Below are 13,509 nucleotides of genomic sequence, written 5' to 3'. Positions count from 1 at the left end.
CTACGCATTAAGGATATCGCCGAATGAAAATATCACTCGTGGTTGCTATGGCCGATAATCGGGTTATTGGAAAAGATAACAAAATGCCATGGCACCTGCCGGACGAGTTGCAATATTTCAAAAAAATTACCTTAGGTAAGCCAATTGTTATGGGGCGCCGGACTTTTGAGTCAATTGGTCGTCCTTTGCCCGGCCGCAAGAATATCGTTCTAAGCCGTCGAACGGATCGTTCGGAAAATCAGGACAGTCAGGTGATTTGGGTGTCTGGGGTGCAACAGGCAATAGCCGCTGCTGGTCCAGTTGATGAACTAATGGTGATTGGCGGAGGAAAAATTTATGAGAAATTTTTACCCCTCGCAGACCGACTATATGTTACTAAAATAGACCTAAATGTTGAGGGTGATACTTACTTTCCTGATTACCATCAAGTCGCCGACTGGCGAGAGGTAGAGCGGCAAAACTTTGCCGCTGATGAGCGCAACTCCCATAACTTTAGTACTCTTATTTTCGACAGATTAAGTTAATAAGAAGTTATAAATTCAGTAACTTACATGAATTTTAAGCCATTGCAGCAAGCTTGAGTTCGTAGTATCATCTTGATGAATTTTTGAACAATCTTGTGATGGGGTTTTAGATGAAAGCAATTGTATTAGGCACCATGATGGCTGCCGTTGCGGCAACAGGCGTAACTTTTTCAAAGAGCGCAGAGGCAAATGAATTAGCCTTAAGCTTGTGCACATACGTACAGGGTGATGACACCATGCGTATGCGTAAAAAATTACGTGATGCTCGCGTTCGTGTACGTGATATTTACACTGGAATTCAGTGCAATGGTCAAAGCTTATTGCAATTTGCCATGTCGAATGGTTCACAAGACATTGGTGAGTTCATTGTTGGTCGCTTGTCCGTAGACGAACTGAAAGCTTCTGGCGACTACGAATGGGCACAGTCTAATGGTCATGGCAGTAGCGCAATTGCAGTAGCAATTAAAGATCGCGCTGGCCTATAAGTTAGGTACTAATAAAGTTACTCTCTAAAAGCCTGCAATTTTTGCAGGCTTTTTTACATCTTCTAACAAATCAATCAGTGACTTACCTTGTAATTCTCCCCTGTTCTCTACGACAATGGATCCGTTGCATATATAAACGGAATCGCTATGAAACGATGGATGGCATTATCGCTACTGTTACTGGGTCTGGTACCGCTCAGCAGTCAGGCACAGACAAAATCAAACGAAGCTTCGAGCTGTTATTTGCCGGGTGTGCAAGAGAAACTGCACTGTGGCACAGTTTCAGTCCCTGAAAACTACGAACAACCGGACGGTAAGCATATTGGTATTTACTACGCTATTCTTCCGGCTGTTCAGGAAGGTTCGCAAGCCGATCCTATGCTCATTCTGGCCGGAGGGCCGGGGCAGGCCGCTACCGAATTAACTCCGATGATAGCGCGTATGTTCGAAGCGGTGCGTCAGAAACGCGATATCCTTCTAATTGATCAGCGTGGCACGGGCAAAAGTCATCCGCTTGAATGCGATATTGAACGTCCTGATGAATTGATACGTGCTGACGACGAGCAGGATCTTAGAGCCCTGAGTCGTGAATGTCAGGAACAGTATCCCGATACAGATACAACGCAATATCATACCGTTAACGCCGTAAAAGACTTTGAACGGGTACGTGAACATTTAGGTATAGAGCAACTCAACCTTTATGGAGGCTCTTACGGAACGCGTGTCGGGCTAACTTATTTACGTGAAGCGCCTACTTCGGTTCGTACGGCTACGCTCGATGCTGTGGCCCCGCCTCAGGTAATTATTGGGCCCTTTGGTCAACACGGAGCCAATGCGTTTGACGAAATGCTAAAAGATTGTTCAGAACAAAGCCCCTGCCACGAGAAGTTCCCTAACCTCGAGCAAGAATATTATGAGGTGATGAATGAGCTGGAAACCGGAGACATTCTGCTAGAAACGCGGGATCCTCTGTCGTTTGAGCCGCTGGAAATAAAACTGACTCCCGGGCGTTTTAGTTCAATTATCCGTGTTGCCTTATATCACCCCAATACTCGTCAGTTATTGCCCTATGCCATTCATTCTGCAGCTGCAGGAAACTACCACGCCATACTGGGTTTGATGGGCGGTACTATGTCGCAGAACAGTATTTACCTCGGACTTATGCTGTCGGTTGTGTGTGGCGAAGATTTACCCCGGGCTACTCCGGAGCTTTTTGCGCAGGACGGTAACAATCAGTTTATTGGTAGCCGAACAGGTGATGCCTTTGTTGATATGTGTGCGGGCTGGCAGTCATCAAGTGTCCCTGCTTACTGGTCCGATCCTGTTGTCAGTGATAAACCGGTACTGCTGTTATCGGGTGAACTGGACCCGGTTACTCCTCCCGAATGGGGCGAAATGGCTCATAGAACCTTACCTAACAGCAAACACCTGGTAGCCCCTAACGCGGGACATACTATTGCTAGCCATACCTGTGCTAATACACTTATTGCAGACTTTATCGAGCAAGGTTCTATCGAGAATATTGAAGGTAGCTGCCTGGAAGAGCAAAGGCTTAAGCCATTTGTGCTGAACCAAAATGCAGCGGGGCTATAAATAATGATAAACGTAGATGCACTGACAAAAACATTCAAAAATGTGCAAGCGCTGGACTCACTCTCTTTTCAGGCAAAAGACGGCCAAATCACTGGTCTTCTTGGACCAAACGGAGCCGGGAAGACCACTTGTCTGCGGATTATTTACGGGCTATTGCAGGCTGATACGGGCAAGGCTGAGATTGAAGGTGTTGATGCCAACCAAAACCCTATTGGTGCACGCCGTAACCTCGGTATATTTCCTGATAAGTTCGGCTTATACGAACGTTTAACCGTGCGCGAGCAAGTAGCGTATTTCGCCGGTTTACACGGGCTAAAAGGCACGGAGCAAAAGCAGGCGGTTGAGAAGGTGATAGAAAAGCTGGATATTAAAGAGCTTGCAGACCGCCGCACGGCAGGGTTTTCACAAGGCCAGCGGATGAAAGTTGCACTGGCTCAGGCTTTAGTACACAGCCCAAAGCACTTGATTCTTGATGAGCCCAGCCGCGGTCTGGACGTTATGAGTACCCGAATTTTAAGGGATGTGCTGCGCGAGCAACGCGCTCAGGGTACCTGTATCTTGTTTTCCAGCCACGTTATGCAGGAAGTTGCTGCGCTATGTGACCGAGTGGTGGTTATGGCAAAAGGCAAAGTTGCGGCTGAAGGAACACCACAGGAACTTTGCGATATGACCGGCGAGCAACAACTGGAAGACGCCTTCGTTAAAATTATCGGTACGGACGAGGGGATAGCAGCCTGATGAGTGCATTAACTTCTGTATGGAAAAAAGAGTTCCGGGACGCTATCCGTGATAAACGCTCCGTTTTAGCGGCAATGTCCTATGCGTTTTTCGGCCCCTTATTAATGGCGGTAGCCTTCTTTTTCTTAATAACGCAACTGACCGATCCAGCGGACGTTGAAATTACCATTGAAGGCAAAGAAAACGCCCCTCAACTCGTTGAATTTCTGAGCGAACGTGGTGTTGTTGCCAAAGAAGGGGAGTGGGCGAAAACCGAAACGCCGATAATATTAACCTTACCGGAAAACTGGCAGGAGAATGTGAGTAAAGCCGAGCCGGTAGAGGTAACATTGCGTGCCGACTGGTCGGCACAAAAGCAGCAAACCGAGATTAAACGTGTTGAGCAAGCAGTGCAGGCTTACTCAAGTCAAATAGCGGCTTACCGGTTGACATTACGGGGTGTTGATCCGCGTGTCATGCAACCGGTGCAACTGCAAAAACAGGACCTGGCAACCCGGGGTTCAAAAGCGGCCTTGATTATGGGCAGTGTGCTGGTGTTTATTATTTTGTCCGTGTTCTGGTCTGGCATGAATGTCGCTATCGATATTAGTGCTGGTGAACGCGAGCGTAACTCACTGGAATTTTTGTTGAGTCAACCGCTAAGCACCTGGGACATTGTTACCGGTAAAGCACTGACCGCAACAACCTTCTCATTGTTTGGCGCAATACTGTCACTGGTACTCATACCCATTATATTTGCCTACGTTCCACTACACGAAATAGGCATGAACGTGAACTTTAGCGTAGGTATGATGGTACTGATGTTTGTTTTGCTGGTACCGCTGGCTTTGCTTGCGACCGCGCTGCAATTGTTCGTGTCCTTCCGCGCTAAAAACTTTAAAGAAGCACAAACCTACATCAGCTTCTTATTGATTATTCCCATGGCAGCGTCATTCGGTGTCGAATTTGCACGGCTTAAAAATCCAATTCTCTACTATCTCCCGCTAACCGGTCAGCATCAGGCTTTTCTGTCACTGATACGCGGTGAGAACGTGAATGTCATGGGAACGGTCATCAGCGCAATTGCCACCCTGGCAGCGGCATTGCTGCTAATGAAATACATAGCCCGAATGCTCAAAAGCGAAAAAATCGTCTTCGGCCTGTAGCGGGGCTGAATAGCGAGCGCTGAGGTTACAAGGGCCATTGTGGAGGACGCCCGTAAATACATCCCTGTAGGGCTTGGGCAGCGCCATCCATGGCGCTGCACACCTCCACAATAGCCCTGTGTAACCGTCGGCGCGCTCACTATCTTCCGCTTCAGTTAAGAAGCTACTTAAGCTGTGATGAGAGAGATTAGAAGGGCTGGCTGTTCACTTGTGAGCGTTACGAGTGTTGAAAGCCTCTGTGGCGGAGTGTCGAAGGCCATGGATGGCCTTCGTCAAGCTCTCATGGATGAGCTCGTCGCGTCTCCGTCATAGAGGCTTTCAATGCTCAAGCGAAGCAAGTGAGCAGCCTGCCCCTGTCCCCCCTCAGTCGCGTAGGCGGCCGTAGTGGTAGTAGAGCCATTGGCCTAGGCGGCGGAAGCGTGGTAATGGGAAGGGTTTTAGTTGAGACTGGTAGTAGGGCAGTTCCGGCAGGGGCTTTTCCATGGCGGCTTCTGCCAGTCTTTGACCGGCCAGGGCGGTAAAGCTAACACCGGCGCCGCAGTAACCCATGCTGGCGTAGATATTATCTTTCACTTTGCCTATTCGCGGGTAATCGTCCAGTGACACACTGACCCAGCCGCTCCAGAAATACTCCCATTTGTTCACTTCTCGTAGTTGCGGGAAAGTCTGATGTAATGCCTGCAGTAAGCGTTTAGCATATATCGGCTTCTCTGCGCTTTTCCCTTGAATGGCACCACGACCACCAAACAATAAGCGGTTATCGGGCAGTAAGCGGAAGTAATACTTCAGGATGCGTGTATCCATTATGGCGTATTGAGGTGAAAGTTTAATACTCTCAACCTGTTCGTTACTCAGAGGTGGGGTGGTAATAATGCTTGAGAGTACCGGTAGCGAGCGGCTGGCAAGCTCCGGCAACAGTTTCCCTGAGGTATAGCCATTAGAACAAACCAACAGCTTACGGGCGCGTACAGAGCCTTTGGCGGTTTGCAGATACACTCCTTTGCCGCCAAGCGACACTGCCTGAGTTACCGGGCAGTGTTCAACTAATTGCGCACCAGCGGCAGTTGCCCTTCGCGCGGTAGCTGCTGCTAACAAAATGGGGTTAAGAGCAAAGCAGTCGGTGAAGCCTAATGCGGCATGGGCCTGTGGGCTTGAAATAAGCCCCGAGAGTTGATTTTGGGTGAGCCATTCAACGGGTTGATTAAACTTTTTAAGCTGCTCATATTGTTGTTTCAATGGTGCCACGGCGCTGTTGCGGTGCGCTATTTTCAGGTAGCCGCCGTTTTGGCGCTGGCACTGCGACGGGCAATAACGCAAAGTTTCTTCAACCAGTTGCAGTGCCTTTTGATGTTCATCGGCAATGTCTTGCGCAATGTCAGCACCAAGGCGTTCAGCCCAGGCCGACAAGCCCAGTCGGCCGGTACTTTTCATCACAAACCCGGCATTACGCGACGAACAACCCCAGGCCAGTTGGTTGGCTTCAAATACTGCAACAGAATGCCCATTTTCGGCCAGAACCCGAGCCGCGTTTAAGCCCGTGTAACCCGCACCAATAACAGCAAATCCCACTTCCTCCGGCGCATCCACACACTCCGGAAACTCGGCCTGCGTATGCTGCTGCCAATAACTAGGCTCAGGAGCATCATGAGGCCCCGGAGGCGCATTAACCAAAGGATCATACATAAACACCCACCTATAAAACGGAGAGGGAAGACAGCGAGCGCTGAGGTTACAAGGGCTATTGTGGAGGCGCCCGTGAATACATCCGTGTAGGGCTTGGGCAGCGCCATCCATGCCGCTGCACACCTCCACAATAGCCCTATGTAACCGTTGGCGCGCTCACTATCTCCCGCCTCATATAAAAAGCCAACTTAAGCCGCTATGAGGGAGGCAAAAGGGGCAGACTGTTCACTTGTGAGCGTTACGAGTGTTGAAGGCCTCTGTGGTGGAGTGTCGAAGGCCATGGATGGCCTTCGTCAAGCCCTCATGGATGAGCTCGTCGCGTCTCCGCCACAGAGGCCTTCAATGCTCAAGCGAAACAAGTGAGCAGTCTGCCCCAAGCCCATGCAACCTCAGCGCTCGCTATTCGGAGCCTTACGTATCGAATTTCAGCAGCATTTCGCCGGCGTTGCAGTAGCAGATGCCGTCGCATACTGGGCAGTAGTAGCCGTCTTCTACTGAGGCTTTGTACCAGCGCTTTTCATGTTGCTTAATCATTTCACCGCCGCAGCGGGTGAAATATTCATAGGCACTGTTATTGGGGCTTTGCATCCAAATGTGTGCTAAACCACCACGGCAGCCCAGCTCTTTGGCGGCTTCAATACTACGGAACAACAGTTCTTTGCCTATGCCCAGACCGCGTGCCTTTTCTGACACGGCTGCGCATTTAAAGTAGCACAGCTTATCGGCCGGAATTGGCCAGGCGTCTGGGGTGCAAAAATCATCAATTGGCCATTGTCCGGGCGCCAGGGTAATGCGCACGCCCAATGGGGTCTCACCGCGCAGAGCTATCCAGTTCAACTGTACATTACCAACGGTACCGCCGGCTAAATACTGCTGAAAACTCTCTTCGTTCAGGTAGTTGTCACCATGAACTTCATTGGCCAGATCAATAACGGCCGCCATATCGGCAGCCGTTATTTCACGATAAATAATATCGCTCATTAGTAGCGGTACTCGTCTGTCTTAAACGGACCTTCCACATCAACGTGAATGTAGTTAGCCTGATCCGCTGTCAGCTTAGTGATAACACCGCCAAAGCCCTGCACCATATAACGCGCAACTTCTTCATCCAGTTGCTTAGGCAGAACTTCTACACGCAGATATTCTTCCTGCTTCTTATTTTCCATGTCGGCAAATTTCTGCTCGAACAAGTGAATTTGAGCAAGTACCTGATTAGCAAAAGAGCCATCCATAATACGGCTGGGGTGGCCGGTTGCATTACCTAAGTTCACCAGACGGCCTTCGGCTAACAGAATCAGGTAGTCGTTGTCGTCGTCTGAACGGTAAATTTTATGAACCTGTGGCTTAATTTCTTCCCAGCGCCAGTTTTTGCGCATAAAGGCCGTATCAATTTCGTTGTCAAAGTGGCCAATGTTACAAACCAGGGCAGTAGGCTTAAGCGCAGCCAGCATGTAACGGTCACATACGTCCATATTACCGGTTGTGGTCACAATCAGGTCGGTGTTTTCCAGCAAGGCTTTGTTGATGTTGTCGCCGGTACCGTTGTTTTTGCCTTCAAGGTAAGGAGAGACCACTTCAAAGCCGTCCATGCAGGCTTGCATGGCACAAATTGGGTCAATTTCGCTGATTTTAACAATCATGCCTTCCTGACGCAGGCTAGCGGCAGAACCTTTACCCACATCACCATAACCAACGACCAGAGCTTTCTTACCTGACAATAAGTGGTCAGTAGAACGCTTAATGGCATCGTTTAGTGAATGACGGCAGCCGTACTTGTTGTCATTTTTTGACTTAGTTACAGCATCGTTCACGTTAATGGCCGGTACTTTCAGAGTGCCTTTTTCCAGCATATCGAGCAAACGGTGAACACCGGTAGTGGTTTCTTCAGTAATGCCGTGAACTTTCTCCAGCATCTGCGGGAATTCGTCGTGGATCATCAGGGTTAAATCACCGCCGTCGTCCAGAATCATGTTGGCATCCCACAACTCACCGTCTTTATGGCAAGTCTGCTTTAAGCACCAGTCGTATTCTTCTTCGGTTTCACCTTTCCAGGCAAATACCGGCACACCGGCAGCAGCCATAGCGGCAGCAGCGTGATCCTGAGTAGAGAAAATGTTGCACGATGACCAACGCACTTCGGCACCCAGTTCAAGCAATGTTTCAATCAACACAGCTGTTTGAATGGTCATGTGAATACAGCCAATAATACGAGCACCGGCCAGTGGTTTGCTGTCAGCGTATTTACGGCGGATAGTCATCAACGCCGGCATTTCAGATTCAGCAATCGCAATTTCCTTGCGGCCCCATTCGGCTAAGCTAATATCTGCTACTTTGTAGTCTTGTGAATTTTCTGCACTCATAGTGACTCTCTTTTTCAGTGATTTCTGTCAGTGAATTTTAAGTAAATTCAAGCAGTTTGGGCGCTCATAATGCGCTCAATTAATTGTTGCTGTCGGTCTTTATTCAGTCGGGGACCAAATTCAGTGACCAGCTCCGCCGCCGCATGGCTGGCTAAACGACCAGCGTCTTCCAGCGACATATTACGCGTTAAACCATAAAGCATAGCACCAGCAAACATGTCGCCTGCACCATTGGTATCAATGGCTTTAACCGGCACGCCCGGAATATGTACCTGACGTTCACGGTTAGCAATTACAGCACCGTCTTTACCTAAAGTAATAGCAACCGTGTCGGCCTGCTTTAGTAATACGGATAAAGCCGCCTGAGGATCGTCCTTACCGGTTAATAATTCTGCTTCTTCGCGGTTGCAGAACATTAAATCGACACCACCATCCAGAATTTCATCAATTCCGCTACGGAAAAACTTCACCATGGCAGGGTCAGAGCAAGTCATAACCAGCTTTGTATTGTTTTCCCGTGCCACTTTTTTCGCATGCTGGATCGCGCCACGCGCAATTTCTGAGGTAATTAAATAACCTTCAATATAAAGGTAGTCGGCTGCTGCAATGGCATGGTCGTCAATTTCCGCGCTAGATAAATCGGCCGTTATGCCCAAATGAGTACGCATGGTGCGTTCGGCGTCAGGAGTCACCATAACCAGACAGCGCCCAGTAGTGCCCGGATTCTTCTGTTGGTGAAGGCTGGTTTCTATGCCTATTTGTTCTAAATCCTGACGGTAAAACATGCCGGCTTCGTCGTCAGCAACTTTACAGCAGTAGTAGGCCTTGCCGCCGAATTGAGCGAAAGCCACCAACGAGTTAGCTGCTGAGCCACCGCCGCTTTGCTTTTTCAATTCGCCCAGTTGACTAAGTTCTGCAATCAGAGTGTTTTGAGCGTCTTCATCAATCAGCTCCATCATGCCTTTTTTTAAATCGTGCTTCTGCAGGAAGTCTTCAGAGACTTCAAACTCCTGATCCACCAGCGCATTGCCAATGCCGACTACATCAATGGTTTTCATAATATTAAACGGTTGCTTATTAGGGCGCGTAGTATACCCGATGAGTCACTCAGGGTCGATAAATGAACAAGGCAAAAAGTGCAATAACCAGACAAGCAACGAAAAAAACCTGCCACTGCCTTTGCCAGCGGGGCGCTCTCGATATCAACAACTCGGCGGGACGTCCTTCAAAACGCTGTCTCGCTATACGAGTTCCCTGCACTTGTATAGGCCCGCCCAAACTGACCCGGTGACAATAGCTGAAGCTTTGTATCCAGCTGAGCAGAATAGTAGAGAACAAAGGGTTACGTTTTAACGGCTGCAGCCTGAATTTATTACGCTGAAATAGCGCTATAAACCGTGCAGCCAAGGCCAGCAAAAATGAAGGCAAGAAATGGGTTACGGTGTGAAGCCAGTGTGTTGCCAGACCAAAGTGTCGGTACTTTGCCTGTGCAACCGGCCAAACCTGAGTCAGTTCGGAAAGGGTTCGTACCCCAAGTGCCGCTAGTGGCCCACCAACAAACCAGAAGAGCAAAGGCGTAAAGCGATGCTCCAGAATGCTGGTTGCGCGCAGTTCGATGCTGGTTTTGGCAATGCCATGTTCACTCAGTAAGTCGCAGTCGCGCCAGGTTATGCGGCTTAGCCAGGCGCGGGCGGCATTCTTGCGGCCGCGTTGCAGGTGGCTATCGGCTAATTTTATGGCGTGACTGACGGGCTGCTGACGCAGACTCACCAGTAAAATTAGCCAGCCAATAGCCAAAGACACTTCAGCACCGGCAAATACAATAGCTGCTGGCAGCAATACCAGCAGTGACATAGTTAACCACGCCAAAAAACCGGCAAGGCGCTGTTGGCCGACAGGGCGGTTGGGTTTGTTAACCTTGCCGCTCATGTAGGCGGCCATTAGCCGCAAAACGGCAAAGGGGTGCCACTGCTCTGGCCAGGGAAACCAGCGCTCTGCTAGCAAAGCCAGCAGAGCCAGAGCGACAGGTGATAATAATATGTCGGTTAAAAGTTCCGTGTTCATGCAGCTATACTGCCACGGAGCAAGTTAAGCGGCAATCGGCTGGTTATTCTTATCTTTATTTGTTGGTACCGCAGCACGAACATGTTCAGCCTGACGGATTTTACCGTGAATGTAGTCGTGCAGCTCGGCAACGCGATAGCCGGGTTTTGCTTTAAAGCGCAGGAACGGCAGTCCGGCAGCAGATAAGGTGTTCTTCAGGAATAAGTTACGTTTCTGCTGGTTCATTGACGACTGACCTGGCTCCAGCTCAATAGCTGCTTTAACCTGCATGGTGTGAATATCGCATAACACGTAGTCAAGAATGCGTTGGCTGGCTTTGTTGTGGGCATCTTTGCGTGCGGTAGAGGATAAACCTGAGCGCACGGTAACAATGTCGCTTAAACGAACTTTGGTGAATATGCGGAAGCTGTCGCCGACCGACTTTTCCAATAGTGTCAAAAACTGATCTTCCTGCGCGGTGCACAAGGAAACGTCTTTTAGCTTATAGGGGTAGGGTACATAGTTTTCAGACATTCGGCTGGCAATAATAGCCACCGCAATTAACACTACAACAAACAACAACAGGATAATTTCCATTTTTCACACCTCATCAGAAAATTGACGCTCTGTGAGGTGTGAAGCAAAAGCTGTGCCAGCTATGGCTGCTTATGGAATTTATTTAACCAAGGCTATGCCGAGTAACCGCCGGGAACACCTTTGGTCGTGACACTCACCGCGTCGTGTGCGTGCAGTGACTCGTAATGGTTAACCCGCAACCAGAAATCACGGAAGTTCGACATCTGGTTTAACTGATGTTGTAAGCGACGCGAGGCGTCCTCACAGAACATCAGGTTCTGTCCATTTAAACGCGCAAACTCTTGCTCGTCTTCACGTTTAACGGCCGCTTGTACTGGTGTTTTAAGAGCCCCTTCAATGGCGTCAATGAGTTCTACAATGGGAAAGTCATTAACACTGTCGCTTAAGGCAACTTTAACCTCAGCAACTGAACGTTGGCTGTGCGGTGTTGCAACAATACCTTCGGTGGAACCCAGCCACTCGTGCATGATGCTGGCATCTACCTGTTCCTGACCGGCAAATTTCTCGCTAAAGGCATCCTGAATTAACTGGCGCGCTAAAGCCGCAGAGCAAGGGCAAGTCGATGAATAAGGGACATCGACAGACAACTCCAGCTTTAACTGACCCGCATCGTAGCGGCCGGTTAAGCTGACGGGGTACGCTTTCCAGCCCTGCTTTTTGCTAATCAGCGATTTGCGGCGCAGGTGATAGTCAAAATCAAACTTAATAAAGGCCTGATCACTGATGTCTTTATGGCTTTCGATAAAGTCATTCAGCAACTGCTTTAAAGTATCGTGACTGAGCTCACCTTCGGTCGACATTTTGTCCAGCAACAAATACAAGCGAGACATGTGAATACCCTTGGTTTTCGGGTTTTTCAGATTGACAAAAGCTTCCACTTTAGCTGCTACCGGGCGTTCTGGTACGCCGGCTGCTGCTACCATCAATGGAACTTCAATATTGCTCATGCCAACCCAATCGAGAGCTCCCTCTGTCTGGGCCTGCGTTTGGTTGGCTACGTCGGGCATAACTGTTGGCATTCGTTGTGAACTCCAAGTGTCGTGAATATTGTCCGGCCTGTTTGATCTTGATCAATGAGGCTCAGTCTAAAGGTGGGCATTATATCGCAGAATTTCACCAGGTGACACCGATTGCCCTAATCGATTCTGTCTGCACAGTGGTTGACTCAAAACAGGAATACGCCGAGGATAGGGTTTTGGATTGATGGAGCATAAAAAGATGGCAGAAAAATCGGCGATAGACACCGAGTTATTACAGCAATACGTCGATACCTTAGGCGTTGAAGGCGTGAATTCAACGCTGGCGACTTTTGACGGTATTATTCAAAGCTATGCGCAATTATTGCATCAGGCAGCTAAAAGCCGTAATGAAGACGAGCTACGCAAACAGGCGCATAAAGTTAAAGGTGCTTGCGGTTCAGTCGGTTTAACTGAGTTATCTAAGCTGATGGAAAAGATTGAGAAAGAAGAGTGGGAGTGGCCGGTAGCTGAGCGTTTATTAATTGAATGGGCCGATGCGGTTATTCCGCACCGACGCCAAATTGATGCCTGGTTAGCTGAGCATCACTGAGCTTGCTGATCAACCTCGCCGATAAAGCGATAGCCTTCACCATGGATGGTGGTTATTAAGTTCGGTGTTTCCGGGTGAGACTCGAAATGCCGACGAATTCGGCGAATGGCAACGTCAACGGTACGGTCATTCGGACGCAGTTCTCGATCCAGCATACGTTTAACCAGAGTTTCACGGTCAAGAATGCGGCCCGGGTTAGATAAAAATAACTCCAACGCACGATACTCACTTTTCGGCAAGCGGAACATTTGGTTTTCCGGTGAGTACAGGCAGCGACTGTCGCTGTTCAAACGCCAGCCATGGAACTGGAATTCAACACTGTTGTTTTCAACCGGACTGCCTGAGCGTGATGCTTCAATACGGCGACACAGGTTGCGTACACGAATTGTCAGCTCTTTTGGGTTATAAGGTTTAATGAGGTAGTCATCAGCCCCTAACTCCAGTGCTAACAGGCGGTCATCTTCGCTGTCACGACCGGTTAAGAAAATTAACCCAATGTTGTCGCTTTCACGTAAGGATTCCGCAAGTTCCAGACCATTTTTACCTGGCAAATTGACGTCCATAATTACGACATCCACACGTTCCTGACGCATGATGTTTTCCATTTGCAGGCCATCAGCAGCATCAAAAACTTCGTAGCCTTCTTGTTGGAATAGACGTGTGAGGGTCTGGCGCGTAACAACTTCGTCTTCAACAATCAGTATTCTGGCATTCATAAGCGTTGATTTTCCCGGAAAGTTCGTCGCTGTGCGTACGGTGTTGAACTTATATT

General features: G+C 49.0%; 14 protein-coding genes. 6 read left to right on the top strand and 8 right to left on the bottom strand.

Translation table 11 applies throughout. The features are described 5' to 3' along the window. Window positions 1–23 precede the first annotated feature (23 nt). From folA to DET62_RS07870, 5 genes are all read left to right on the top strand, one after another. Complete coding sequence (gene folA, locus DET62_RS07890) at window positions 24–524, top strand: type 3 dihydrofolate reductase (RefSeq protein ID WP_110013600.1); 501 nt, start codon at window positions 24–26, stop codon at window positions 522–524. 110 nt (window positions 525–634) lie between these two features. Continuing rightward, window positions 635–1,009 carry a DUF3718 domain-containing protein gene (locus tag DET62_RS07885; protein ID WP_110013601.1) on the top strand — a complete coding sequence of 125 codons (375 nt, stop codon included), beginning with the start codon at window positions 635–637 and terminating at the stop codon, window positions 1,007–1,009. 147 nt (window positions 1,010–1,156) lie between these two features. Beyond that, the gene (locus DET62_RS07880) at window positions 1,157–2,602 is read left to right on the top strand and encodes an alpha/beta hydrolase (protein ID WP_110013602.1); all 1,446 of its coding nucleotides are present in this window, start codon (window positions 1,157–1,159) and stop codon (window positions 2,600–2,602) included. A 3-nt stretch (window positions 2,603–2,605) separates the two neighbouring features. After that, entirely contained in the window at window positions 2,606–3,340 is a 735-nt protein-coding gene (locus DET62_RS07875; RefSeq protein WP_110013603.1) for an ATP-binding cassette domain-containing protein, read from the top strand. Further along, the gene (locus DET62_RS07870; protein WP_110013604.1) at window positions 3,340–4,485 is read left to right on the top strand and encodes an ABC transporter permease; all 1,146 of its coding nucleotides are present in this window, start codon (window positions 3,340–3,342) and stop codon (window positions 4,483–4,485) included. The genes DET62_RS07875 and DET62_RS07870 overlap by 1 nt, the downstream gene beginning before the upstream one ends. 363 nt (window positions 4,486–4,848) lie before the next feature. On the opposite strand, the gene DET62_RS07865 is transcribed toward DET62_RS07870, so the two are convergent. From DET62_RS07865 to folE2, 7 genes are all read right to left on the bottom strand, one after another. Beyond that, complete coding sequence (locus tag DET62_RS07865; protein ID WP_110013605.1) at window positions 4,849–6,168, bottom strand: FAD-binding oxidoreductase; 1,320 nt, start codon at window positions 6,166–6,168, stop codon at window positions 4,849–4,851. 411 nt (window positions 6,169–6,579) lie between these two features. After that, on the bottom strand, window positions 6,580–7,149 hold the full coding sequence (locus tag DET62_RS07860; RefSeq protein WP_034818489.1) for a GNAT family N-acetyltransferase: 570 nt from the start codon (window positions 7,147–7,149) through the stop codon (window positions 6,580–6,582). Then, window positions 7,149–8,528, bottom strand: coding sequence for an adenosylhomocysteinase (gene ahcY / locus DET62_RS07855; protein ID WP_034818488.1), 1,380 nt, complete (start codon window positions 8,526–8,528; stop codon window positions 7,149–7,151). Before ahcY ends, DET62_RS07860 begins: the two co-directional genes overlap by 1 nt. Window positions 8,529–8,575: 47 nt before the next feature. Continuing rightward, on the bottom strand, window positions 8,576–9,586 hold the full coding sequence (locus DET62_RS07850) for an adenosine kinase (protein WP_110013606.1): 1,011 nt from the start codon (window positions 9,584–9,586) through the stop codon (window positions 8,576–8,578). Window positions 9,587–9,635: 49 nt separating this feature from the next. Further along, window positions 9,636–10,592 carry a cobalamin biosynthesis protein gene (locus DET62_RS07845; RefSeq protein WP_110013607.1) on the bottom strand — a complete coding sequence of 319 codons (957 nt, stop codon included), beginning with the start codon at window positions 10,590–10,592 and terminating at the stop codon, window positions 9,636–9,638. A gap of 24 nt (window positions 10,593–10,616) precedes the next feature. Continuing rightward, window positions 10,617–11,168 (bottom strand): DUF2726 domain-containing protein, encoded by a 552-nt coding sequence (locus DET62_RS07840; RefSeq protein ID WP_034818485.1) that lies wholly within the window; start codon window positions 11,166–11,168, stop codon window positions 10,617–10,619. Between the two features lie 92 nt (window positions 11,169–11,260). Then, a complete protein-coding gene (folE2, locus tag DET62_RS07835) occupies window positions 11,261–12,187 on the bottom strand; it encodes a GTP cyclohydrolase FolE2 (RefSeq protein WP_011233750.1) in 927 nt (308 codons plus the stop codon). Between the two features lie 199 nt (window positions 12,188–12,386). On the opposite strand from folE2, the gene DET62_RS07830 reads away from it, so the two are divergent. Further along, on the top strand, window positions 12,387–12,737 hold the full coding sequence (locus tag DET62_RS07830; RefSeq protein WP_034818550.1) for an Hpt domain-containing protein: 351 nt from the start codon (window positions 12,387–12,389) through the stop codon (window positions 12,735–12,737). Here DET62_RS07830 and arcA read toward each other — a convergent pair. Further along, a complete protein-coding gene (gene arcA / locus DET62_RS07825) occupies window positions 12,731–13,453 on the bottom strand; it encodes a two-component system response regulator ArcA (protein ID WP_034818483.1) in 723 nt (240 codons plus the stop codon). The two genes, DET62_RS07830 and arcA, sit on opposite strands and share 7 nt — an antisense overlap. Between the last annotated feature and the right edge of the window lie 56 nt (window positions 13,454–13,509).

It is taken from the genome of Idiomarina sp. H2 (assembly GCF_004364275.1).
Lineage (GTDB): Bacteria > Pseudomonadota > Gammaproteobacteria > Enterobacterales > Alteromonadaceae > Idiomarina > Idiomarina loihiensis.
This window is presented reverse-complemented; position numbering and strand designations above follow the sequence as displayed.

Excerpts from the sequence above, each read along its gene's own strand:
- DET62_RS07885 (WP_110013601.1), top strand. The coding sequence starts at position 635 with ATGAAAGCAATTGTATTAGGCACCATGATGGCTGCCGTTGCGGCAACA.
- DET62_RS07845 (WP_110013607.1), bottom strand. The coding sequence starts at position 10,592 with ATGAACACGGAACTTTTAACCGACATATTATTATCACCTGTCGCTCTG.
- DET62_RS07840 (WP_034818485.1), bottom strand. The coding sequence starts at position 11,168 with ATGGAAATTATCCTGTTGTTGTTTGTTGTAGTGTTAATTGCGGTGGCT.
- DET62_RS07865 (WP_110013605.1), bottom strand. The coding sequence starts at position 6,168 with ATGTATGATCCTTTGGTTAATGCGCCTCCGGGGCCTCATGATGCTCCT.
- folA (WP_110013600.1), top strand. The coding sequence starts at position 24 with ATGAAAATATCACTCGTGGTTGCTATGGCCGATAATCGGGTTATTGGA.
- DET62_RS07860 (WP_034818489.1), bottom strand. The coding sequence starts at position 7,149 with ATGAGCGATATTATTTATCGTGAAATAACGGCTGCCGATATGGCGGCC.
- ahcY (WP_034818488.1), bottom strand. The coding sequence starts at position 8,528 with ATGAGTGCAGAAAATTCACAAGACTACAAAGTAGCAGATATTAGCTTA.
- DET62_RS07880 (WP_110013602.1), top strand. The coding sequence starts at position 1,157 with ATGAAACGATGGATGGCATTATCGCTACTGTTACTGGGTCTGGTACCG.
- arcA (WP_034818483.1), bottom strand. The coding sequence starts at position 13,453 with ATGAATGCCAGAATACTGATTGTTGAAGACGAAGTTGTTACGCGCCAG.
- DET62_RS07870 (WP_110013604.1), top strand. The coding sequence starts at position 3,340 with ATGAGTGCATTAACTTCTGTATGGAAAAAAGAGTTCCGGGACGCTATC.
- folE2 (WP_011233750.1), bottom strand. The coding sequence starts at position 12,187 with ATGCCAACAGTTATGCCCGACGTAGCCAACCAAACGCAGGCCCAGACA.
- DET62_RS07875 (WP_110013603.1), top strand. The coding sequence starts at position 2,606 with ATGATAAACGTAGATGCACTGACAAAAACATTCAAAAATGTGCAAGCG.
- DET62_RS07830 (WP_034818550.1), top strand. The coding sequence starts at position 12,387 with ATGGCAGAAAAATCGGCGATAGACACCGAGTTATTACAGCAATACGTC.
- DET62_RS07850 (WP_110013606.1), bottom strand. The coding sequence starts at position 9,586 with ATGAAAACCATTGATGTAGTCGGCATTGGCAATGCGCTGGTGGATCAG.